At 48.3% G+C, this 23,962-nt stretch carries 21 protein-coding genes; 16 read left to right on the top strand and 5 right to left on the bottom strand.

Annotation, left to right across the window (positions count from 1 at the left end):
- Positions 1-3: 3 nt before the first annotated feature.
- The 4 genes from KTH90_RS09005 (at position 4) to KTH90_RS08990 (ending at position 4,810) form a co-directional block, all read left to right on the top strand.
- Positions 4-1,506: a sugar ABC transporter ATP-binding protein gene (locus KTH90_RS09005; protein ID WP_238726656.1), complete on the top strand. Its 1,503-nt coding sequence runs from the start codon at positions 4-6 to the stop codon at positions 1,504-1,506.
- The gene (locus tag KTH90_RS09000; RefSeq protein ID WP_238726655.1) at positions 1,503-2,483 is read left to right on the top strand and encodes an ABC transporter permease; all 981 of its coding nucleotides are present in this window, start codon (positions 1,503-1,505) and stop codon (positions 2,481-2,483) included. The genes KTH90_RS09005 and KTH90_RS09000 overlap by 4 nt, the downstream gene beginning before the upstream one ends.
- On the top strand, positions 2,483-3,475 hold the full coding sequence (locus KTH90_RS08995) for an ABC transporter permease (RefSeq protein WP_238726654.1): 993 nt from the start codon (positions 2,483-2,485) through the stop codon (positions 3,473-3,475). Before KTH90_RS09000 ends, KTH90_RS08995 begins: the two co-directional genes overlap by 1 nt.
- A gap of 84 nt (positions 3,476-3,559) precedes the next feature.
- The gene (locus KTH90_RS08990) at positions 3,560-4,810 is read left to right on the top strand and encodes a substrate-binding domain-containing protein (RefSeq protein ID WP_158351051.1); all 1,251 of its coding nucleotides are present in this window, start codon (positions 3,560-3,562) and stop codon (positions 4,808-4,810) included.
- Positions 4,811-5,002: 192 nt separating this feature from the next.
- On the opposite strand, the gene KTH90_RS08985 is transcribed toward KTH90_RS08990, so the two are convergent.
- The 3 genes from KTH90_RS08985 to KTH90_RS08980 are packed head-to-tail and all read right to left on the bottom strand — an operon-like array spanning position 5,003 to position 6,310.
- A complete protein-coding gene (locus KTH90_RS08985) occupies positions 5,003-5,383 on the bottom strand; it encodes a hypothetical protein (RefSeq protein WP_158351050.1) in 381 nt (126 codons plus the stop codon).
- A 17-nt stretch (positions 5,384-5,400) separates the two neighbouring features.
- Positions 5,401-5,628: a DUF3307 domain-containing protein gene (locus KTH90_RS25435; protein WP_408626278.1), complete on the bottom strand. Its 228-nt coding sequence runs from the start codon at positions 5,626-5,628 to the stop codon at positions 5,401-5,403.
- Entirely contained in the window at positions 5,618-6,310 is a 693-nt protein-coding gene (locus KTH90_RS08980; RefSeq protein WP_158351048.1) for a SatD family protein, read from the bottom strand. Before KTH90_RS08980 ends, KTH90_RS25435 begins: the two co-directional genes overlap by 11 nt.
- Positions 6,311-6,939: 629 nt before the next feature.
- Here KTH90_RS08980 and KTH90_RS08975 point away from each other — a divergent pair.
- The 6 genes from KTH90_RS08975 to KTH90_RS08950 all read left to right on the top strand — a co-directional run bounded on the left by KTH90_RS08975 (position 6,940) and on the right by KTH90_RS08950 (position 13,882).
- Positions 6,940-8,262, top strand: coding sequence for a putative ABC transporter permease (locus tag KTH90_RS08975; RefSeq protein ID WP_158351047.1), 1,323 nt, complete (start codon positions 6,940-6,942; stop codon positions 8,260-8,262).
- Positions 8,263-8,378: 116 nt separating this feature from the next.
- Positions 8,379-9,464, top strand: coding sequence for a LacI family DNA-binding transcriptional regulator (locus KTH90_RS08970; RefSeq protein ID WP_158351046.1), 1,086 nt, complete (start codon positions 8,379-8,381; stop codon positions 9,462-9,464).
- Positions 9,465-9,731: 267 nt separating this feature from the next.
- Complete coding sequence (locus tag KTH90_RS08965) at positions 9,732-11,408, top strand: ribulokinase (protein ID WP_158351045.1); 1,677 nt, start codon at positions 9,732-9,734, stop codon at positions 11,406-11,408.
- A gap of 99 nt (positions 11,409-11,507) precedes the next feature.
- Positions 11,508-12,344, top strand: coding sequence for a transketolase (locus KTH90_RS08960; RefSeq protein ID WP_158351044.1), 837 nt, complete (start codon positions 11,508-11,510; stop codon positions 12,342-12,344).
- Positions 12,332-13,267: a transketolase family protein gene (locus tag KTH90_RS08955; RefSeq protein ID WP_158351043.1), complete on the top strand. Its 936-nt coding sequence runs from the start codon at positions 12,332-12,334 to the stop codon at positions 13,265-13,267. Before KTH90_RS08960 ends, KTH90_RS08955 begins: the two co-directional genes overlap by 13 nt.
- A 93-nt stretch (positions 13,268-13,360) precedes the next feature.
- On the top strand, positions 13,361-13,882 hold the full coding sequence (locus KTH90_RS08950) for an HD domain-containing protein (protein ID WP_238726652.1): 522 nt from the start codon (positions 13,361-13,363) through the stop codon (positions 13,880-13,882).
- Here the strand turns inward: KTH90_RS08950 and yyaC are convergent.
- Positions 13,837-14,457: a spore protease YyaC gene (gene yyaC, locus KTH90_RS08945; RefSeq protein WP_158351042.1), complete on the bottom strand. Its 621-nt coding sequence runs from the start codon at positions 14,455-14,457 to the stop codon at positions 13,837-13,839. The genes KTH90_RS08950 and yyaC overlap by 46 nt on opposite strands.
- 246 nt (positions 14,458-14,703) lie before the next feature.
- Between yyaC and KTH90_RS08940 the strand changes: the two genes are divergently transcribed.
- The 4 genes from KTH90_RS08940 (at position 14,704) to KTH90_RS08925 (ending at position 19,529) form a co-directional block, all read left to right on the top strand.
- Complete coding sequence (locus KTH90_RS08940) at positions 14,704-16,056, top strand: LysM peptidoglycan-binding domain-containing protein (RefSeq protein ID WP_238726651.1); 1,353 nt, start codon at positions 14,704-14,706, stop codon at positions 16,054-16,056.
- A 12-nt stretch (positions 16,057-16,068) separates the two neighbouring features.
- Positions 16,069-17,295, top strand: coding sequence for a DUF5711 family protein (locus KTH90_RS08935; RefSeq protein ID WP_238726650.1), 1,227 nt, complete (start codon positions 16,069-16,071; stop codon positions 17,293-17,295).
- A 239-nt stretch (positions 17,296-17,534) separates the two neighbouring features.
- Positions 17,535-18,764 carry a DUF5711 family protein gene (locus KTH90_RS08930; RefSeq protein ID WP_238726649.1) on the top strand — a complete coding sequence of 410 codons (1,230 nt, stop codon included), beginning with the start codon at positions 17,535-17,537 and terminating at the stop codon, positions 18,762-18,764.
- 12 nt (positions 18,765-18,776) lie between these two features.
- The gene (locus KTH90_RS08925) at positions 18,777-19,529 is read left to right on the top strand and encodes a CvpA family protein (RefSeq protein ID WP_158351038.1); all 753 of its coding nucleotides are present in this window, start codon (positions 18,777-18,779) and stop codon (positions 19,527-19,529) included.
- Between the two features lie 92 nt (positions 19,530-19,621).
- On the opposite strand, the gene KTH90_RS08920 is transcribed toward KTH90_RS08925, so the two are convergent.
- Positions 19,622-20,380 (bottom strand): DeoR/GlpR family DNA-binding transcription regulator, encoded by a 759-nt coding sequence (locus tag KTH90_RS08920; protein ID WP_238726648.1) that lies wholly within the window; start codon positions 20,378-20,380, stop codon positions 19,622-19,624.
- A gap of 471 nt (positions 20,381-20,851) precedes the next feature.
- Here KTH90_RS08920 and KTH90_RS08915 point away from each other — a divergent pair, with 471 nt between their 5' ends.
- The gene (locus KTH90_RS08915) at positions 20,852-22,249 is read left to right on the top strand and encodes an SLC13 family permease (RefSeq protein WP_158351036.1); all 1,398 of its coding nucleotides are present in this window, start codon (positions 20,852-20,854) and stop codon (positions 22,247-22,249) included.
- An 87-nt stretch (positions 22,250-22,336) separates the two neighbouring features.
- Positions 22,337-23,929 carry an aryl-sulfate sulfotransferase gene (locus KTH90_RS08910; protein WP_238726647.1) on the top strand — a complete coding sequence of 531 codons (1,593 nt, stop codon included), beginning with the start codon at positions 22,337-22,339 and terminating at the stop codon, positions 23,927-23,929.
- The last annotated feature ends 33 nt before the right edge of the window (positions 23,930-23,962 follow it).

Raw genomic sequence — 23,962 nt, 5'->3', positions numbered from 1 at the left:
CCAATGGGTGACTATATATTGGAGCTGAAAGATGTGGTAAAGACGTTTGGAGGCGTTCAGGCGCTGAAAGGGGTCAGTTTTCAGCTGAAACCAGGGGAGATACATGCCCTGATGGGGGAGAACGGAGCGGGAAAATCTACATTTATCAAAGTGATCACCGGTGTACATCAGCCGGACAGCGGGACCATGCTGTTAGAAGGCGAACAGGTAACCTTCCGTTCCCCGCTGGAATCCGCCCGGATGGGAATTGCAGCTATTTACCAGCATGTGACCGCATTTCCCGATCTGACGGTTACAGAGAATATATTTATGGGCCAGGAGATCAAGAATAAGATAGGCTTGTATAACTGGAAGCGTATGAATCAGAAGGCAAAAGAACTGATAGCGCCGCTGAGTCCGGCCCTGGATGTACATAAGCCCATGTCCGCCCTGTCTGTGGCGGAACAGCAGCTGGTGGAGATCGCCAAAGCATTGTCCAGAAACGCGCGTATCATGATCATGGACGAGCCGACCGCGTCTCTGACGAACCACGAATGTGAGGAACTCTACCGAATTACCGAGAATCTGCGGGACCAGGGGGTATCCATTATTTTCATTACACATAAGTTCGAGGACATGTACCGGCTGGCCTCCCGTGTTACCGTATTCCGGGATGCGGAGTATATCGGCTGTTGGGATGTGGACGGGATCACGAACCACGACCTGATCTCGAAGATGGTAGGGCGGGAACTGAACCAGATGTATCCGGTGAAAACCGCGCAGATCGGGGAAGTGGTCTTTGCGGTGGAGGGAATATCCAGAGAAGGTTATTTCAAGGATGTGTCCTTCGACGTCCGTCAGGGAGAGATTGTAGCGCTGACCGGGCTGGTAGGGGCCGGCCGGACCGAAGTTTGTCAGAGTATTTTCGGTATCATGCCCCCGGCTACAGGGAGCCTTAAGCTGAACGGACGGGAGATCCATGTCCGAAGCCCCAAGGATGCATTCCGCTTCGGGATCGGTATGCTGCCGGAAGACCGGCAGATTCAGGGGCTTATCAATGAGCTTCCGATCTATCAGAATGTTACCTCAGCCGCTATGGACAAATTTCTGAACTATGGGATCTTAAACGTTGAGCAGGAAAAAGAAGCGGCACGGGGATTTTGCCAAAAGATTCAGCTGAAGGCGGAAAGTATCCAGGCACCGCCCTCATCCCTGTCCGGCGGGAATCAGCAGAAGGTAGTATTCGCAAAGCTTCTGAACTGTGACCTGAAAGTGCTGATCCTGGATGAACCGACCAAGGGGATCGACGTGGGAGCCAAATCCTCGATCTATGAGATTATGAACGAACTGGCGTCCGGAGGCTATGCGATCATTATGGTCTCTTCCGAAATGCCGGAGGTGCTGGGCATGGCCGACCGTATTGTGGTGATGAAAGCCGGCCGGGTGACAGGGACATTTGAAAAGGGGGAGGCCACTCAGGAAATGATTCTGGAGGCTTCTCTGAGGCAAAAGGAGGCGGGCGCATGAGAAAGATTACAGGGAACAAGAATTTTGGCCTGATGGTGGGGTTAATCGTTCTGCTGATCCTGGCCGCTGTTATCACTCCGGATCTGTATTCCGTAGGATCGCTGATGAATATGCTCCGCAACAATTGTGTGTTTGTCTTTCTGGCTGTGGGAGAGATGATCGTGATCATCAGCGGGGGGATTGATATCTCCATATCCTGTATCATGGCCCTGTCGGGGTGTGTGTGCTCTCTGCTTCAATTCCACCACCCGCAGGTACCGGTTTTCCTCTGGCTGATCGTTGCGGTCCTGATCGGTATGGTATGCGGGATGTTTAACGGATTTGTGGTGGGAACTCTAAAAGTCACGCCCATGATTGCCACGCTGGGAACGAATTACATATTCCGGGGACTGGCATTTATCATCTCCTCCGGTGCATGGTGGTATCCGCATCAGTATCAGATGACCTTTCAGAATTTTTCTATCGGAAAAACAGCGGGAATCTATAATATCATCTGGTTCGCGGCACTGATCCTGATCCTGGCCGCTGTATTCCTGAACGATACCACCCCTGGACGGAGGATCTACGCGGTAGGAACCAACAAAGAATCCGCGAAAGTCTCGGGTATCCGGGAATCCCGCGTCATGCTGATGTCTTATACCATCTGCGGGGCGGTATGCGGACTTGCCGGGATGCTCTATGTGGCCAACTTCGCGGTAGGGAATTTTGCCATCGGAGACGGTTTCGAGATGACGGCTATCGCGATCTGTATCCTGGGAGGGGTCAGTATCATCGGAGGCCAGGGGAGAGTCGGGGGAGTATTTATCGCTGTCCTGATGATGAGCATAATCACGTCTTTTATCAGTATGCTTCCCGGATTGAGCGTCTGGCAGGATGCGATCAAGGGAGCGATTATCATCATTGCCGTAGGTATTAATATCTGGACAGCCCGCTCCACCAGAAGACGGGAACTAAAGGAGAGGGGGGCAATGCTGTGATGAACGGAAAGAAAAAATGGAAGATTACAGGCTTCCTTGTTCAATGGGAAATGATTTTGATTTATCTGCTCTTCCTGATCAATATACTGTTGATGCTTGCACGGCCCAATCTGTATTTTGCATCCGGAACGATCACATCCATTATCCAGTCCGGCATGGATCTGTGCCCGCTGGTTCTGGGGATGGCGTTAGTGATGATGATGGGAGAGATCGATGTGTCCTGTGCAGCAAACATGATTTTCTGTTCCATGACAACCGGCCTGCTGATGGACCAGGGAATGCCCGCAGTGGTCTGTGTCCTGGCAGGAATCGCCACGGGAGTGCTGCTGGGAATGTTCAACGGTGTTTTGGTTGGATATGTAGGAATGCCGTCCGTTATTGTGACGATCTCAAATTCCCTGTTCTATCGGGGAATCGTGAAGATCATACTGGATGTGAACGTGCTGAGAAATTTCCCGGCCTTCTATACAAAGCTGGCCTGGAACCAGATCGCGGGCATCCCGCTGGCCATGATCATCTTTCTGCTGATGGCAGCGATATTCGTTGTGGTTCTTCAGAAGACCGGCTTTGGCCGGAAGCTCTATATCATAGGAAATAATGCAGTAACCGCCGAGTATTCCGGCATCAATGTGCGGAAAACCAGACTGGCAGTCTATCTGATCATGGGGGGGATGTGCGGAATTGCTTCGATTTTCTTTGTCGGAAGAATGGGCGGCGGTGTCAGCTCCACCATGGGTGTGGGATACGAGATGAACGCCATTGCTATCTGCGCGCTGGGAGGGGTCTCCACCAGCGGCGGAAAAGGTAAGATGTACGGGCCGGTGATCTCTACCTTTATTATGGCTTTTCTGATCTATACGCTGGGTCTGATGGGCGTGGACGCCAACGCGAAAAAGACACTGACCGGACTGGTTCTGCTGATTGCCGTCCTGATTCCCAACATCAACAAGGATTTATTCACGGCGGTGAGACGCAGGTTCCGGAAAATATAGGGGTGTATATGAGATATATACAAGATATGAGGTATGAACAGCAAAGCTGTTTATATAAATAAAATTCTATTGGGAGGTAGAAACATGAAGAAAAAACTATTGGCAATTACTCTGTGCCTGGCCATGACGGTCAGCGCAATGGCAGGCTGCGGTTCCAAACAGGACACGGCGCCTGCGGACACCGGAAGCCAAAACACAGATGCGTCCGCACAGAGCGGAGGAGAGAAAGACGCGGCTCCGGCTTCCAGCAACAGCGCGGCACCTGCGGACACGTCTGCTTCGGGCTCCGGCAGCGGGGACCTGGAAGGCGCTCATGTATTGCTGCTGAAGGCAGCGGGGACTTTTACCACGAAGATCTACGAAGGCTATTCAGATTACATGGAGAGCCATGGATATAAGACAGCGGAAAAAAGCCCTACAGAGACAACCGTAGCAGCGCAGGTACAGATCATTGACGAGCTGATCACTCAGAAAGTGGCGTCCATTACCGTTGCCACCAACGGGGACGCCGGCTATGACGAAGTATTCAAGAAGGCAAAGGATGCAGGGATTATTATCAATTCCGTTGATTCCGCCTGCAACCCGGAATTCCGTACGATCCATGTAAATCAGGCATCTTCCGAGTCCCTGGGCGCTTACCAGGTCCGGGCGGCAGTTCTCCAGGCATTGGGCGTGGATTATCCCGGAGATAACATGGAGAAAGCGGTAGACGACGCACTGGCCTCCTATACCGGTGATGAACTGCGGATCGGTGTGCTGTCCGCCTCCATCGACACTCCGGTACAGAACGGCTGGATCGCAGATATGGAAAAAGAACTGCAGCGTCCCTGTTATCAGGGAAAGGTGAGCCCAGAACTGGACAAGAAATACGGAAATGACGACCTGACCGCTTCCACCACACAGGCCCAAGCCTTCATGTCCGAGAACAAAGTAGACGTCATTATCGCACCGACCACTGTGGGTCTGGCCGCGCAGGGCCAGGTGCTGAAGCAGGCCGGCAGCGACATGAAAGTGACCGGACTGGGCGTGCCCTCAGAAATGCAGGCATTTATGCCCCTGTCACCGGATGAGAACGCTTTCGACTATGTGTGTCCGTACATGATGCTGTGGGATCTGGGACATCTGGGAGCTCTGTCCGCAGCGGCTACACTGGCAGTCATGAACGATGGTTTTGACGGTAAAGAGGGATCCACTTTTACCATGGACGCCTGGGGAGATTATCCCGAGACTACCTTTACTGCTGCTCCGGCTTCGGACGGAGGTACAGAAGTGATCATGGATGATCCCTATGTGTTCTATAAGGATAACATGGCGGACTGGATCAACAAAATGTAATCAGCAAAATGTAATCAAGATAAACATACCGCATCCACCGGAACTAAGGGCGGATAAGAACGGATAAACACAGAAGAGGACGAAATCTGATTAGCAGGACCCGGGGTAAACTCGCCGTAATACGATCCGGAGTGTGCCCCGGGGATTCTTTCCCGTGTCCTGCGAGGTTTCGTCCTCTACTGTTCTTATTCATCAGAGGATAAATGAAATAATAATTACGGATGCTGTACTTAGCAGTGTTCCTAACAAATAGTATTCTGCGAATTCAGGTTCCTTTACGATCTTATCATATCTTGCGATTGATTTTGCTGTCAGGACCAGACCTATGGCCGCGTATTGACCCAATGATATGAAAATTAGCATAATGAGCCGTTCAATGGTTCCGATAAATCTCCCTGCATTGTGAACACTTTTTCTGTCGGAATCCTTATCCTCCGGCTTATAATTAATTAGAATTTTGGATATTGCGATGTTTATGGGTTTATGTATGAGCAGGACTGCTGTGATCCAGGAGAGACAGGTTGTTTTTGACGCCCCGATCACGGACAGGATTCCGGTCAGACCATGGTTCAAGGTCAGACTTCCGACATTTACCGTATAAAAATAGGCGGCAAGGCTGACAGAGAACCGTATAGCGCAAGGTTCCAGGAGAATGCCGGCAGAATAACGATTATGAATGCCGCCCAGTAAATCAGACAATGTATAATAACCCAACGTACATGATCCGCTTTTTTCTTCGCCAGCTCCTCTGTTTGAAGATAAAAGTCCCCTATTACATGAGCCAATAGTAATAAAAGAAAGATTTCTTTAAAGAACATCTTGTGTAATTTCCTCCAATGCTTTCTCCAGCGTATCCAATGCTTCCCTGTATGCGTAATAATTTCCATTTGCCAGTATGCGTTGAACGGTAGGCTGCCGTATGTGCAGACGTTTCGCAGTATTGGTCTGACTGTCTTGATGTTCCAGGATATCTTCGATCACCTCTCTTTGGCGGTCACTCCAGGATTCTTTTATGACAGTCAGCAGTGTTAAAATGGTATTGAGCATGGTCACGATACCCTGATTGTCGCCGTCAGCCCCAAATCGGATGTCAGCTGCCTGCGTGCTATTCCTTTTTTCAATGATCCTCAGATATTCGATGGCCTCTCTGGCTTTGTAGTAACCGGGGCCATCTGCTCCGATCGCCATCTCCGTATTGATGTCGGTAGTGATGGAACCGATACCGATACCGAAACCGAACCGTATTTTTACCGGGTACATCCTTCGTTCAATATCGGAGATAATACGCATCGTGTTAACTCCGCAGTTTAACAAACCCTGAAATTCATCTCCCAATGTAATCGTAAACTTGGATGATAGATCCCTGGAATAAGATTCATTTATTTCACCTAAAACTTTGTTCAATTTTTCCTGAACCACGTACCTGTCCGATATGTCCCTTGAATGTTTCAGATCGCCAATAATTGCTAAATAAGGTTTAAAAGAAAAGGAAAAATACATCTGACACCTCCAGGCCTTTTTTACCATTATATAGCAAAAGGGAGCTCTAATCAATTATTATACATCCTACAAGCTATATTTGAATATTATAGCCTATATAGGCTATATTGATCTATTATAGATTATAAAGGCTATATTTAGCTATTATAGATTAATAAGGCTATAATTACTCATTATAGATAATATAGGCTATAACCAAACAAAATAAGATGTATTCCAGATCGACAGGAAATGAGAAACCCCCGCATTATAAATTAATAATAATAAGCATCCCTCCAAGTATATCTATAAAGAAATTGATTTTGCGGCCGAGCTGGCCAGGTACGGTGCCCTTATGCATGAAAGATAAAAATTAACAGATCTAATCTATTTCTAGAGAAACAGCAGACGCTTTAGAATTTATATTTTTGTTATATCACATACGGTTACAGATGTTCAAGGTCCTATCCCTGTAATATGTTATTGCAGCCAATCTAGAAATCTGAAAATATTTGATTGTTCTTTTAACACATTGTGTTATAATCCCTTTTAACATCTTACAAATTACAAAAAGGCATGAAATATACAACAAGGGCACGCAGGGATGAAGGCAGGCCTGCATCCGGCCCGGATACGGAGGATTTGATACAATGTACAATACGATTTACCAACTGTTCTGGTACTTTCTCATATATTCTTTTGCGGGATGGTGCGCCGGGGTCATCTATTCCGCGGCCAAAAAGCACAGGTTTGTCAATACCGGGTTTCTGAACCTCCCATTTTGTCCCATATACGGATTCGGAGCCATACTGTTTACGGTTTTCCTGTCGGAACTGAAAGGGAATCTGTTCTTTTTATTCATCGGCGGGATTATCCTTTCAGCTGCTCTCATGTATATAACCGGCCTGCTTCTGGAACGTTTCTTCCGCCGGAAATGGTGGGATTTCAGTAAGAACCGTTTTCAGTTCGAAGGCTACATAAGTTTTACCCTGGCGGTGATATTCGGACTGCTTGGTATACTCTGCATCCGCGTAACGAATCCGCTGCTGCTCACTCTTCTGGGCCTGATACCCCGCTGGATCGGCAGGATCGTGCTGTTGGCTGCCCTGATCCTTCTGGTACTGGACTTTGTAAGCGCTTTGACCGCCGCGCTCCAGTTGAAAATCAGGATCCGCAGGCTGGACGAGGTATCGCAGGACATGCAGCGCATCTCTGACTCCTTCGGAAATGCGATTACCGGCAGGATGCAGCGCAGAATGATGAAAGCGTATCCGAACATTGAGACAGCAAAATTGCTGGCGGAGAGGGCGGTAAAGGAAAAGGCACAAAAAGAGATATTCGCAAAGGGATGCGGTTTCTACAAACTGACCGCCCTGTTCTTTGTCGGCGCGTTCCTGGGAGATGTGGTGGAGACTATCTTCTGCAGGATCACAGCCGGTATCTGGATGAGCAGGAGCAGCGTTGTCTACGGTGCGTTCAGTATTGTGTGGGGTTTGGCCTGTGCTATTCTCACTGCGCTTTTGTATAAATATAAAGATAAAAGCGACCGTTATCTATTCGTCTGCGGTACGGTGCTGGGGGGAGCCTACGAATACATATGCAGTGTGTTTACGGAGCTGGCCTTTGGGACAGTTTTCTGGGACTACAGTGACATCCCTTTTAATCTGGGCGGCAGAATTAATCTACTGTACTGTTTCTTCTGGGGAATCGCCGCGGTGGTGTGGTTAAAGGGGATTTATCCATTTCTGTCCGGACTGATTGAAAAGATTCCACGGAAGGCGGGGGTACCGGCCACATGGATACTGATTCTATTTATGATAATCAACATGATTCTATCTGCGATGGCGCTGGGGCGTTACGCAGAACGACAGAGTGAGCCCCAGGCGCAGAATACATTGGAACATTTTTTGGACAGCCATTTCCCGGACGACAGAATAGAAAAAATATATCCAAATCTTAAAGTTGTTGATTAAAGCGGTCTCCCGCTCATTTAACACAAATTTCATTGTACAAAATCACAACATCGTCTATAATAATACTGTATGAGAAAAAACATCCTGAGAGGGAAAATGGGCTTGCGGAGGTAGGCATGGGGAAGAATAAAGTCACTTCTTCGGATGTCGCTAAAGCGGCAGGAGTGTCGCAGGCGACGGTCTCGATGGTATTGAATAAAAAGTATAATGTCTCATTTTCAAAGGAGACCGTGGAGAAGGTGGAACAGGCAGCCACGAAACTGGGTTACAAAGTGCCCCGCCGCCGGATCCGTAAAGACAGCAAAGGCGGAAAACTGATCGTGGTATTCTGCCCGACGCTTACAAATCCCTATTATGTCATGCTGCTCCAGGGGATTGAGGAAGTGGCCAAAGAAAACGGATACGGCGTATTCGTCTGCGATACACAGCGGGATATGAAGCTGGAAGACCAATATCTGAAGATGATGAAGTCTATGCAACCCATGGGCATCATCTATACATCCAGCCCCAGCTTCTGCAGGCAGGTGGACGAGCTGTCCGCCAGCATACCCATCGTGATTATCGGGAATAGGGATGAAACCATGAGCGTGGACACGGTGGAGCTGAACAACACCAAGCCTGGCAGGCTGATGGCGAGACATCTGCTGGAATTAGGGCATCGCAAAGTAGCCTTCGTAACGACGCCGCTTCTGAAGCGCCTTCCAGCGAGAATTAAGCGGGTAGATGGTTTTGTCAGTGAGTTCGAGGGAATGGGGCCTGGCTATCATGTGATCATCAAAAGTCCGGGTGAGCGGTGGAATGAGCAGATGCCCAGCATTGATTCCGAATACCGGATGGGTTATGACATGACAAAGGAACTGATCCGGGATGAGAAGGGAATCACAGCCATCGTGGGGCTGGACGATATGATCGCGGTGGGAATTATGGACGCTCTCCTGGAGGCCAAATATAAGATACCTGCCGACATTTCGGTTATGGGCTGTGATAATACACTGATATCCAGCCTGCAGGGGGTGTCCCTGACGACGCTGGAACATTTCGTGGTGCTGAAAGGCCGGGATGCCTGCGATATTGTGGTCAAAAAGATTGCCTCCCTGAATACGTACAACAGCGAGATCCAGCCCACCAGTATTTACCATGTTGAATATGAACCAAAACTGATTATCCGCGGCAGTACCTCTTACGCGAAGATTCATTTCTAAGCTTTATGACATCATAGCCGCCGCTTAAAGATTCTTAAAAATAAATGCGAAGCTCAAAATTATTAATAATAAAAATGTAAAAATCCAAGGCGGCATCTGGAATATTAACGGAAAATCGTGTGGATTAACTGGAAAATCCAAAGATTCTGGGAAAAACATTAATAAAATAAAAAATATAAGTAAATTTATTTATTAATAATTCATCTGTTTCTTGACTGATAAGATACCTTACAGTATTCTAAAAATATAAAATTGGAGGGTTATGTTATGGGCAGTAAAAAATACGCAATTGGACTTGACTACGGGACACAATCCGGCCGTGCCGTACTGGTGGAAGTGGAGACCGGAAATATTGTGGCGCAGGCTGTGAAGCCTTATACCCACGGTGTTATGGATGAGTACCTTCCGGACGGCAGGACAAAGCTTCCGATGGACTGGGCGCTTCAGCATCCGGCCGATTATATGGAGGTTGTCGAGATAACAATTCCGGAGGTTTTAAAGGCGGCAGGAATCGACGGGGAGGATGTCATCGGACTTTCTACCGATTTCACCGCATGCACGATACTTCCGACCGATAAAAACGGGGAGCCTCTGTGCTATAAAGAAGATTTGAAATCAGAACCTCACGCCTATGTGAAGCTCTGGAAGCATCACGCGGCCCAGCCCGAGGCGAATAAGATAACCGAGATCGCGGAACAAAGAGGCGAAACCTTCTTAAACCGCTACGGCGGTAAGATATCTTCAGAGTGGATGGAGCCCAAAGTTCTTCAGATCCTGAACGAGGCCCCCGAGATCTATGACCGCGCGGAGAAGATCATGGAAGTCGGGGACTGGGTAAACTACATGCTGACCGGAGAGGAAAAACGTTCCAGCTGTTATGCAGGATATAAAGAGATCTGGCATAAACAGGACGGCTACCCTTCCAAAGATTTTTTCAAAGCGCTGGACCCCAGAATGGAAAATCTGGTCGAAGAGAAAATGTCCGATAAAATCTATCCGCTCGGTATGAAGGCCGGGGAACTGAACGAAGAGTGGGCGGCGAAAACCGGCCTGAAACCCGGGACTGCGGTAGGGGTAGGGATCATCGATGCACATTCCGGGGTACCCGGTATCGGGATCACGAAGCCGGGACAGCTGTTGATGGTAATGGGAACTTCCACCTGCCATATACTGTTAGGTGAGACAGAAGAGATTGTTCCTGGTATGTGCGGCGTGGTTGAAGACGGTGTTATGCCCGGTTATTTTGCTTATGAGGCCGGACAGGCATGCGTGGGAGATCATTTTGAATGGCTGGTCGAAAACTGTGTGCCCGCTTCCTACACCGAGGAAGCGAAAGAGAGCGGAATCGGTATTCACCAGCTGCTGACGGAAAAAGCGCAGAAACTAAAACCCGGAGAGAGCGGCTTACTGGCTCTGGACTGGTGGAATGGCAACCGGACCCCTTACGTGGATTACGACCTGACCGGCATGATGTTGGGATGCACGCTGCTGACTAAACCGGAAGAGATGTACCGGGCGTTAATCGAGGCTACCGCCTACGGTACGAACCTGGTTATCGAAACGTTCGAGAAGAATGGCGTGAAGATTGATGAGCTGTTCGCCTGCGGCGGTATCGCGGAGAAAAATAAAATGATGATGCAGATCTATGCTGATGTCACGAACCGTGAGATCCGGATCTCCGCATCTGATCAGACCCCGGCCCTTGGAGCGGCCATGTTCGGAGCCGTGGCGGCTGGAAAAGCAAACGGCGGATATGATTCCATCTTCGAGGCCGCAGAAGTGATGGGTAAGGTAAAAGAGGAGTATTACAAGCCAATCCCGGAAAATGTGGCGGTATATAAGAAGCTCTATGAAGAATACAAGACGCTCAGCGACTATTTCGCAGCTGGTGGAAATGACGTGATGAAGCGGTTGAAAGCGTTGAAAGCCCAGGTTATGGAATAGGGCGTAATGCCAGTTAACCGTTAATGAATCAGGGTATTGTGAAATTCCAGGCAGATTATAAAGCTGTCTTTGGAGAATAAAGGAAAAGGTGGTTAGAACATGAACAAATTAGAGTTACAGAAAACTGCCAATGAGATCCGCAAAGGTATTGTAACTGCCGTACACAGTGCAAAATCGGGACATCCCGGCGGATCCTTAAGCGCAGCAGATTTATTTACGTATCTGTATTTTGAAGAATTAAACGTAGATCCGAAAGAACCGGACAAAGCGGACAGAGACCGTTTCGTCCTTTCCAAAGGACATTGTGCCCCCGGCCTGTATTCCACACTGGCCTACAGGGGATTCTTCCCGGTAGAGGATCTGAAGACCCTTCGCCACGTTGGCTCCTATCTTCAGGGGCATCCGGATAAAAAACACATTCCCGGAGTTGACATGTCCAGCGGTTCGCTGGGACAGGGAATCTCCGCGGCAGTAGGTATGGCCCTCTCCGCGAAACTGAGTGATGACGATTACCGTGTATACACCCTGCTGGGCGACGGTGAGATTCAGGAAGGCCAGGTATGGGAGGCTTCCATGTTCGCAGGCGCCAGAAATCTGGATAACCTGGTTGTAATTGTAGACAACAACGGTCTGCAGATCGACGGTTCTGTAGCCGATGTATGCTCTCCTTATCCTATCGATAAGAAATTCGAAGCGTTTAATTTTCATGTGATCAATATAGATGCCCATGATTTTGATCAGATCGCCGCAGCTTTCAACGAGGCGAAAGAGACCAAAGGATGCCCCACTGCCATTATCGCTCACAGCGTAAAAGGAAAAGGCGTATCCTTTATGGAAAACCAGGCATCCTGGCACGGTTCCGCTCCCAATGATGAGCAGTACGCCGTGGCAATGGCAGATTTGGAAAAGGTAGGTGAAGCATTATGTCAGAAGTAAAGAAGATCGCAACGAGAGAAAGCTATGGTAATGCATTAGTGGAACTTGGAGCCGAGTACCCGAACCTGGTAGTTCTGGATGCCGACCTGGCAGCAGCCACCAAGACTGGAGTATTCAAAAAAGCATATCCCGACCGCCATATCGACTGCGGTATCGCAGAGTCCAACATGATGGGGATAGCCGCGGGCCTTGCGGCCACCGGCAAGATTCCCTTCGCCAGCACCTTCGCCATGTTCGCGGCAGGCCGCGCGTTTGAGCAGGTCCGCAACTCCATCTGCTATCCTCAGTTAAATGTGAAAATCGGCGCCACCCATGCCGGTATCTCTGTAGGCGAAGACGGCGCCACCCATCAGTGCAATGAGGACATCGCATTGATGAGAACGCTGCCTGGAATGGTCGTGTTAAGCCCCTCAGATGATATTGAAGCAAAAGCGGCTGTGCGCGCAGCGGTAGAGTACGCAGGCCCCGTATACTTAAGATTCGGCAGACTGGCCGTGCCTGTGATCAATGACAATCCGGATTACAAATTTGAGCTGGGCAAAGGCGTAGTCTTAAGAGAAGGAAAAGACTTAACCATCGTAGCCACCGGCCTGTGCGTATCGGAATCTCTGGCAGCAGCGGAAATGCTGGCAGCAGATGGTATCCAGGCGAAAGTCATCAACATTCATACGATCAAACCGTTAGACGAAGATCTGATCGTAGCCGCGGCTAAGGAAACCGGAAAAGTGGTTACCGTAGAAGAGCACTCCGTCATCGGCGGACTGGGCAGCGCAGTCTGCGACGCTCTCGCTGCAAACGCCCCGACTCCCGTATTGAAGATCGGTATCAATGATGTGTTTGGTGAATCCGGTCCCGCTACGGCCCTGATTCACAAATACGGACTGGATGCAGAAGGCATCTACAAAAAAATTAGAAATTCTTAAGGAAAATTAGGTTTTTTTCCTTAGAAATGCGTATTATAATGGGAATAGAAGTGAAGAGCTTCTATTCCCATTTTTGTAAAGAAGGCGGTTCCAATGCACAAGTTAATTAAAAGCGTAGAACAAGCAGCTACGGACGAGGACAAAAGAGAGTTTTATGAGGTCATCCAGGATATCGCGGAACATCCCGTCGTACTTCAGATGAAAGAATATCCGCACCACTGTGATACATCGTGCTATGATCACTGTCTTCACGTGGCCTACTATAATTACTGTATCTGCAAAGCTCTGCATCTGGATGCCCGGGCGGCGGCCAGGGCAGGTATGCTGCATGATCTGTTTCTGTATGACTGGCGTACCCATGCCAGGGAAACCGGCGAACATTTCCATGCTATGACGCATCCCAGAGCAGCGCTTATAAATGCGGAACGGTACTTCGATCTGAATGATCTGGAGCGGGAAATTATCCTGAAACATATGTGGCCGGTAACATTGCCGATTCCCACCAATCCGGAAGTGCTGGTCATAGCGTATACGGACAAATACTGCGGTTTTGTGGAGATCGCCCGGGCCTACTCGGAAAAATGCAGGTCCTGGATGCCCCATACCTCATCGTAAATCGCCGTAGTAAACAATGGCTTCTTCGCTGCCGCCAGAATACCCGAGCTGATAAAATCCGCCATCTGCATCACCACGGACAGCCGGGTAGTCTGGAGCAGCAGCTGTTCCATAGAACCCGATACATTTACAATTCCGGTAATGAAGATATCACCGATTTCAGCCAGATCCTTATCTACCCCGGCTCCGGGCCGCAAAGACCCCTTTCCCAATGTGACATACCCCAAATGTCCCGGAGATCCCAGCGAAGCATCGATCGCGATCACCAGCGCACCCGGATGGGTGCTTTTTATATGCCCGATGGTCTCATCCAGATTCAGCGCATGAACCGGATACTCCAGCGTCCCATAGATAATAAAGCGGGAAGCAAACGGGCTCTTATTTAACTTATACCCGATCAAAGGACCCAAACTATCCCCGGTTACCCGGTCGCTCCCAATACAAACAAAAACGATCGGCCTACCGCTGCCGCCCGTCTCTTTCACTAATTTCTGCAGGGTACCGCAAAAACGATTCACCGCCCGCATCCCTTTCGGATTTATATAATAAACCGTATCTGAAGATTTAGGTCTCATCTTTTCCTCCATGCGTGCTCTTTTTGGCACACTAACTGTTTTAAGTTTTACCCATTTTTCCGGTATTATTCGCTGGGGGTCTTTTGGAAAGGATTTTAAATACCTGTTCCCCCATAACGTGACACCGTTATTCGAAGGATGGGAAATAATGTCGGTAAGAACTTAGGATTTGGTGACATAAAACGATAAAATCTGTTCAGGGGATTGTGGTAATATGCTGGAAAAGGGTTGAAGCGAGGTGTGAGTATGATCGAGGTAATATATAATGAAGAAGAGCAGACCGGCGGCGGGGAGACGGAACCGGTCAGGCTTCCTAAGAACGTAAGACAAATAGGGGTTATAGATGATAAGAAGAAAATATATGTGGAAGATTATGTAGTTACATACCTGAATCAGCTGGCGGATACGGGGGATGCCGAGTCGAAAACGGCGGTGCTTCTGGGTGAGGCGAAAAGGCAGGAAGGGTGCCAGTATCTGTTTATCAACAGCGCGATTGAAGCGGAACATGTGGAGAAAAATGAAGAGGGGATCCGATTTACGGAGGATACCTGGACAGGCATTTATGAGACGATCAAGAGGTTTTTCGATAACCGGGAGATCGTGGGGTGGTACATGTCCATGCCGGGCTTCGCTCTGGAGGCTGGGGAGGATATTCTAAGCGCCCATACGAAGAATTTTGCCGGTAATCAAAAGGTGTTTTTTATGAGAGAGCCTCTGGAAAAGGAAGATGCTTTCTTTTTCTATGAAAATGGACAACTCGTAAAACAGCACGGCTATTATATTTATTATGAAAAAAATGAACCGATGCAGGAATATATGATTGATAAACATGAAGGAGCCAGCATCGAGCCGGTGGAGGCAGTGCCGGATAATGCGGCGGTAAGCTTCCGGGCGGTCATGCAGGATAAGAAGGATACCGGGCATCAGAAACGGATTATGACCTTTATGTATACGGCCAGTACGTTTCTGGTGCTGATCGTATTTGTGATCGGGATCAATATGATTAATAATTATGATAAGATGCAGAATATCGAGGCGACTCTGAATAATATTAATGATACCATTACTGCGGAAAATGGAGGGACTAGCCAGAATACGGATGGGATTCCGGTACAGAGCGTTGCGGGCAATGTGGCTCCCCAGACATCCCCGCAGAACCAACAGGATCCGGCAGGACAGCAGCCGGCCGATGGCAGCCAGCCTGAGGGACAAGCACCTCCGGATCAACAGACGGATCCCAACGCAGCGGCGCCGGCAGACCAGACCCCGGAGCAGCCGGCGGATCAATCGAAAGATCAGGCAGGAGAGCAGCCGGCAGACCAATCGGGAGGTCAGGCAGGAGAGCAGCCGGCAGACCAATCGGTAGATCAGGCAGGGGATCAGCCTGCGGAACAACCGGCTGACCAGCCCGATACTCCGGCGGAACCGGCGTCGAATTCCCTGACCGGTCAGTATTACACCGTACAGAAAGGGGATACGCTGGCAAAAATCAGTAAGAAATTATATGGAACTTATAGTAAAGTGGATGAGATCTGCCAGCTGAACGGCATCGACAACGGAGACCGGATTCTGGCGGGGGATAAGATCCAACTGCCATAAAGGTGAAATCTATTGTCGAATGCGAGGGAATATTTAAGAAAAAAGCAGAAGATTAAGAAAAACAGATTATTAAAGAAGATCCATACAGGCAGACCTGTAAAACGAACAAGAATGAGGCACCGTCTGGGGATCGCAGCAGTATTGTGTGTTTTCGCTATTGCCGCTGCGGCCCTGGCTGCCGGATTTGCGGGCCGTACCTACAAAGCTTACGAGGTGCAGTCGAATCAGGTCCTGACCAGTTCAAAAGGAATGGATTATCAGGATTTTTGCGGCGGGATCATGCAATATGACGCCAGGAACGTCACCTATATCAGTGAGGATAACCAGCGTATTTGGAGTTATAGCTATCAGATGCAGACCCCTTTTCCCGATACCTGCGGCTCCATGGCGGCACTTGGTGATATCCGGGGAAACCGGATAGTTCTGTTTGATACGTCTGGTAAGAGAGGAGAGATATATACACAGCTGCCAATCCGGCGGTACCGGGTTTCGGACCGAGGGCTGGTGGCTGTTATTCTTGCAGAGGGGAAAGACAGCCGCATTGAGATCTATAACGGCCTTACCGGCGATTCCCTGGGCAGCTATGGCGTACCGGAAGACAGAATAGGATACCCGGCAGACCTGGATATCTCGCCGGACGGCACAAAACTCATAGTCTCCTATATGCAGCTGGATATGCAGCCGCAGGACACCATATCCACAAGCCATATTGCATTTTACCGCTTGCAGAGAGTGGGCTCAGAGACGGTAAGGCAACTGGTCAGCAGTAAAATAATACAAGGCGGCATATTTCCGCAAGTGGTATTCATAGATTCTGCTCATGCGGCAGCCCTGGGGAACGGCAGTATACTCCTGTTTGAAGGAAATGAAATACCGGAGCCGTTAAAACAGATTGATCTCCCAGCGGAAGAGAGAGCGCTAGATTATTTCTCTAATGACCAATATGTCGGAATGACGGTGACACGACAGAAGGGGGCCCCCATTCTGCTGAAGGTTTACAGCGCAGACGGTACCCAGCAGTTTACAAAAGAGTTGGAAGAGGCATATGATGAAATCAAGTTATACAAGGATCAGCTGCTTCTGTGCAGGGACAAAGCCCTTCGGATCTATGATCTGGGCGGCCGGAAAAGATACAGTGGAGATATGCCGTTACCTATCCTGGAAATTATTCCCGGCGATAAAAAATACCAATATACGGTAATTGACTCCGCCGGCATCCGCCAAATCCGCCTGCACTAAAGATGCATAATTTGATAGAGTCATACAAATTTCACATTTATTTTTTTGATAACAAGTTTTATATGTGATATAATGTCGTAGACATTATATCAGCGCCGACGGAGCGCCTGCAGTGGCGCGGAGTGTGTATCCTGTCCGGGGAGTTCCGGAATGTGATTATTCGGGGCATAATGACGAAGATTCAGAAGATACGAACACGCCGATCAGCACAGGCATACTATAAAAGGGTGAGTAGAACTTTGCCGAACGCAAGGGAATATTTTAAAAAGAAAAAAGAACTGGAAAGCAGGGGAAAGATCGTCTCCGTAGATGAGGCGGCTTCCGTAAAGAAAGAAATCCGGCGCTACCGGATTTTGAAATTTTATAAGATACTGGCCGTGTTGGCCGTGTTGGGCATTATTGGAACGGCTGCCTATTTTTACCTTCAGAACCGGGAATATAAAGAGTACGAAGTGCAAACTGATATCAAACGTGAGGATACCGTGACGGCTCAGTACATGGAATTTCAGGGGCAGATCCTGAAATACAATAAGGACGGAGTCTCTTATTGTGACGCCCAGAATAATACATTGTGGGCTTATACTTATGAAATGCAGTCCCCCACGGTGGATATATGCAAAAATATGGCGGCTGTTGGCGATATCAAGGGAACAAAGCTGTTTATCTTTGACGCTGACGGGAATCAGGGAGAAGTGAACACAAACTTTCCGATTCAAAAGTTTCGTGTCTCAGAACTGGGAACAGTAGCTGTTGTGCTGGAGGACGGAGATACCACCTGGATCAATATCTATGACAAAAGCGGCGGGGAACCGCTAGCCAAGAACAAGACCTCTCTGGATATTTCCGGATACCCGGTTGATCTTGATATTTCCAATGACAATACCAGGGTTATCGTATCCTATCTGCAGCTGGACGGAGGCGCGTTGAAAACACATGTGGCCTTTTATAATTTTGGTTCTGTGGGGCAGAATTATACGGACAAGCTGGTAAGCGGAAAGATTGTAGACGGAGTGCTGTTCCCGCGTACCGCGTTTATAGACAATGAACACGCGGTGGCTTTCGGCGACGACCGGTTTCTTATTTTTGAGGGCAAACAGATCCCGGAGCTTTCGGCGGAGGTACCGTTGGAAGAGGGGGAACAGTTGGTCGATATTTTTTATGACGAAAACCATATCGGGATCGTGGTGACCTCTGCGGATAATGCCAGTAAATACAGTGCCAGGATCTATAATTTGCAGGGCAGCCTGCTTCTGACGCAGAAGCTTAACACCGAATTTGACCGGATTAAAATATATGACGACCAGCTTTTGATGTTTTATCAGAAACAGTTTTCCGTATATAACCTGAAGGGTGTGGAAAAATTTACGGGAACCATGACAAGGAATATACTGGATATCATTCCAAAGAACAAAGGGAGTCAATTTATAGTGGTGGATTCCTCGAATACGCGGCAGATTAAACTGAAATAGAAGAGGTGGCACATGAACTGGTTATTGATTGCAGTTGTGATCGTGTTGGCAGGGCTGACGATCAACGGTTATCACAAAGGTTTTATTCGGATTCTTATATCATTTCTCTCTCTGATCGTGACGATGGTGGTGGTATGGTTTGTTACTCCCTATGTGAGTGATTTCCTAAAAGACCATACGCCGCTGTATGGGACGGTGAAGGAGAATATAGCGGAAGTGGTGGCGCAGTTAGGAGAGCCGGATTCGGAAAATGAGGCGGATGGGGAAAACGCAGAAGATGGAAATGCAGGAAGCAGCTCATCTGTTGAGCTGCCGTCCATCATTCGGAATATGCTGGCGAAGATAGAGCCGGAGTCGGGAGCGGCAGATGAAGGCGGCGCACAGACAGATCAGGAGCTGCCTGCAGATGGTTCCTTCCTGGAAGCGACAGGGCTGAATGAATCCATTGCGGCTTATCTTGCGGGTGCGATTGTGAATCTCATCGCGTTCGTTGCTGTTTTCCTGATTTTAACACTGGTGCTTCGGTTTACGCTTTTTACGTTTGATTTTATCGCGAACCTGCCGGTGCTGCGGGGTGTTAACAAGACCGCAGGCCTGGTGTTAGGAGCGGCGGAAGGGCTTCTGGTCATCTGGATCGGTTTCCTGCTGCTGACCGTATTCGCGGGGACACAGACCGGACAGACCTTCTTTGGGATGATTGGACGCAGTTCCTTTCTGACCTGGCTGTATAACCATAATTATCTTTTGATCTGGCTGTTAAAATAGCTGAAATGCAAAACGTTACCGTTTCCAGTTCCTGACGAGGAGCTGAACGGTAACGTTTGTCATTTCAGCTGTTTTTTGTTTTGTCAATTTCATTATACCATAACCAACTCGATTCCCAGCCGATCCAGATATTCCTGCCATTCCTGCGATAATCCGGTGTCGGTGATAATCATATCCACATCTTCCAAAGTGGCAAAATAGGCCGGCCGTATTTTCCCAAATTTGCTGGAATCCGTGACGATGATCCGGGTCCTGGCGGATTGGATGGCACTGCGCTTGGTCAGCACTTCGTAGTTGTTGGAACAGGTGATGCCGAGGGTTTTGTGTATCCCCGATACGGAGAGGAACATTTTGGTCACGCGGGTTTCCTCGATGAGCTTGATGCCGTGCAGGGATTCAAAAAACTGGCCGTTCGGGTGATAATAGCCGCCGGGGAATATGAGATTTACATAAGGCTTGTGAACCAGGTAAGCCAGCGTATTGTAGTTATAACACATAACCGTCAGGTCCATGTCATCCGGTATGTATTTGGCTATCCTCTCCGTTGTGGACCCTGTATCCAGAATCAGGATATCACCCGGTTTCACCAAAGTGGCTGCGTATTTGCCGATCCGTTCTTTCTCGTCATTATGTTTCGTTTTTGCGGAAAGCAATTCATAATTTTCATCTTTAAAGTCTTCCCGAGGAGTCTCTTTCAAGGTAGCTTTTCCATATCCGCGATTGATCACGTCATTCTCCTCCAATGATTTCAGATCGCGCCGGATCGTCATTTCTGAAACATTTAACATTTCAGATAATTTTCTGATCGATATGGACTCCTGCTCCTTGAGCAATTCAATTAAACGATTCATCCGTTCACTCTTTTTTCCCAAAATTTATACCCCTTTGTAGTATTTTTTCCTATGACGGTCTAATTATAACGTTTTTTAGGTATAAAATCAATATGAGGATGCTATAAAATGATCAGATTAACAAAAAATGTTAAAGTTTAACAAATTTATAACAAAAATGTGTTATTACGAACATTGAAAAGTGAAAAACGTTGGTACAATGTGACAAAAATAGAGATTAACATTTATTTGCTATCACGAAATGAATAAAATGTAAGAAAGAATGTTGTAAATGTGAGAGTTTAATGTTAAAATTTGTTTGTAAAATGTTAGAAAAATGAAACGTGAACATTATGCTGGCGGAGGTGAAGTAAATGGGTGTGAACAAAAGAAAAAGACTGAAAAAATGTTAGGCATCTAACAGCTATGAAAAGGAATTGCGGTGATTTTTCAGTGAAGTAGCAGCGGAAATTTAAAATTGGAGGAAATGGGATGACTGCAAAAACGAATCAAAACAATGTATTACAGATTTTAAAATGGGTAATTTCTTTGGGAGTTCCACTACTGATATTCTTACTGGTACCGACCACCGAAGTGGTGACCTTACAGATGAAAGGATTTATGGCGATCACCCTCTGGGCAATTCTGGTATGGGTCATGGACCTGATCCAGGTGTACATAGCCGGAATCCTGCTGAATCTGTTCTATATCCTGTTCGGGATAGCGGGAGCGGACGTCGTGTTCTCGCCGTGGACGGGTTCCATCATCTGGTTGATCTTGGGCGGCCTGATTATCGCTGTAGTGTTTGATAAGAGCGGATTGATGAAGAGAATGGCATATTTTTGTATCCGGAAGACAGGAGGTTCCTACAAGGGAATCGTGATCGGAATGGCGGTTGCGGGAATTATAGCCGCTTTGCTGGTACCGAACATTACCGGCCGTGTTACTATCTTCTGTGCCATATCCTATGGAATCTGCAAGGCCATGGATTTAAAACCCGGAACCAAGACAGGAATCGGCATCATGTTCGCAGGCTTTAACGCCGGTATCGGACCCCGTTGGGTGTGGATGTCCGGAGATGACAATATAATGATTATCGCCCAGCATCTGAAAAATGCGGGTATCGAAGTAACCTGGATGCAGCATCTGATCTCCAACGCGCTGCCCGCCCTGCTGTGGCTGGTAGTCAGTACCGGGCTGATCCTGATTCTGTTCAAACAGGACGTACAGTTCTCCAGTAAAGACCACCTGGAAGAAGAATCCAAAGCTTTAGGCATAATGCAGATCAGAGAGAAGAAAATGTTGATTATCATCGCGCTTGTACTGCTTGGCATGCTGTTTACGAAGATCGATCCCGGCTGGTTGTTCATGCTGGGTGCAGCTGCCTGTTTCCTTCCGGGAATTCACATTTCCCCCATCGAGGATCTTCAGGCGACGAACTTTCCGATTATTATTTTCACCGCTTCCTGCATGGCTATCGGAAGTGTATCCAACGCGGTAGGCTTCAGCACCATGATAGGCGATTTGACACTGCCGCTGTTAGGCGGAGCCAGTAATTTCGGCATGATACTGGTAGCTTACGCTTTCGGCGTGATTTTCAATATGTTTATGACACCCATGGCCGCCACAGCCGCCCTGGTTCCCTCTATTATCGAGATGGCCGGAAAACTGGGACTTTCGGCAGTAGGCGCGTCCTACGGTTTCGTGTGGGGCGTTCAGCAGCTTTTCTTCCCGTATGAGTGGGTATTGTTCCTGATCCTGTTCAGCTACGGCATGTTTGATAATAAGACCACGTTAAAATGGGGGAGTATCCGGTTCGTCCTGGCCACTGTATTCCTGTGTATTATCATCATACCGTTCTGGATGCTGACCGGTTTTCTGAAATTTTAAACTTAAGGATGAGTAAGAAGGTTGAACAAAAAGATGTTCACCCATACCTGAATTTAAGACGCAGTGAATGCGTCACTGGAGGTAAATATGAGCGAGAATAAAGTTTATGAAGATCTGAAACCTGCACAGAGGTTACGCAAAGAACAGCTTTTGAAAGAATATGCGGCAGGAAATTATACATTTGACGATCCTTATCTTGTGGTGGATCCATTCGGACAGTCCCCTTTAAGCGCACTGTTGATGTTCCGGACAGAGAAGGAGACCAGGATCGTTCTGAAAACGCCGGGTAAGGACCGGGAGAGTACATTTACCCAAGCGTTCGAAGGATATTCCACAGAGCATTATATTCCGGTCTACGCGCTGTACGCCGGCTGTGATAATGAAGTGTGCCTGACGGCGATCGGCAGTGACGGAAGCAAGGCGTATAAAACCGTACAGATCGGGACAGCACCTCTGCCTGCGGATATACAGAAAATAGAAATCCAGGAAATCAAACGGGATAAACTGGCGGACGGCCTGGTGTTCGTAAACGGCAATTATGCGCTGCCAATGCATCTGACAGATGCCGGTAAGGCTGCAGGACAGAAACCTTCCTACACGGCGGCCTTTGACAGGAACGGCGATATCCGCTGGTATCTCTCCGATATTATCCTGGGAAATGTAGGACCTATGACGCCTCTTAAAAACGGAAACATGATGATCGGTTCCGAGAAGGCGGAAACCGGATATTATACCCAGAGCTGTTATGAAATCAATCTGATGGGAGAATTTGTCCACGAATATTTCTGCGACGGCATCCATCATGACATCATCGAGATGCCAGGCGGCAACATCGTGGCACTGACCCGGGAGCCGGGCAGCCACCGGGAGGAAGACTATATCGTGGAATTTGACCGCGAGACCTGCGAGATCGTGCGGGAATGGGATGCCAAGAAAATATTCCCGATCCCGGAATCCGTATTCCATTACCGCAGCCGGAAACATCCGGAGCGCCCGGAGACGCTGGACTGGTGCCATATGAACTCTATCGTCTACGATGTTTCCGACGACAGCTTTATCTTCTCGGCCCGGAACCAGGACGCCTTAGTGAAATACGACGCGTCCACCGGGGAAATAAAATGGATTCTGACCGAACCGGCGGATGATCCGCAGAAGGAATTAATACCGGAAGAGCTGCGCGGCAAAATCCTGAAAGCGCAGGGTGATCTGTTCTTCTATCCCCACGGACAGCATAAGGTGACCCTTCTTCCCAACAAAGATCTGCTGATCTTTGACAATATGGTTTCCTATCACAAATATCGTGAGAACCTGGGCATCGAAGTGATCAACAAGTCTTCCAGAGCCGTTCTCTACCGCGTGGATGAGGATCATATGACTGTGGAAAAACTCTGGTCCTCCGACCGGGATCTGGGCATCGAAGGAAACTCCGCTGTTATGGGGAATGCGGACTATCTGGGAACGGGACATTACTGGATTGATTTCTCCGCCACCATGTTTGATAACGAAGGACGCCAGACACAGGGGTACTGGGATTTCCTGACATCACCGGTACAAAACTGCCTGTTCGTGGAACTCTTAAACGATGAAGTGGTATTCAAAGCCCGCTATAACGGCAACTTCTGCACCTGCTACCGGAGCCATGTCTATCTGCCTTACTGGGCTGGAAACGAGTGGAAATAATACGGCGTATTTCAAGAAGACAGGAAGTGAAAA

Source organism: Diplocloster modestus (assembly GCF_019042245.1).
Lineage (GTDB): Bacteria > Bacillota > Clostridia > Lachnospirales > Lachnospiraceae > Diplocloster > Diplocloster modestus.
The sequence above is the reverse complement of the archived record's forward strand: the minus strand, read 5'-3'. Positions and strand labels throughout refer to the sequence as shown.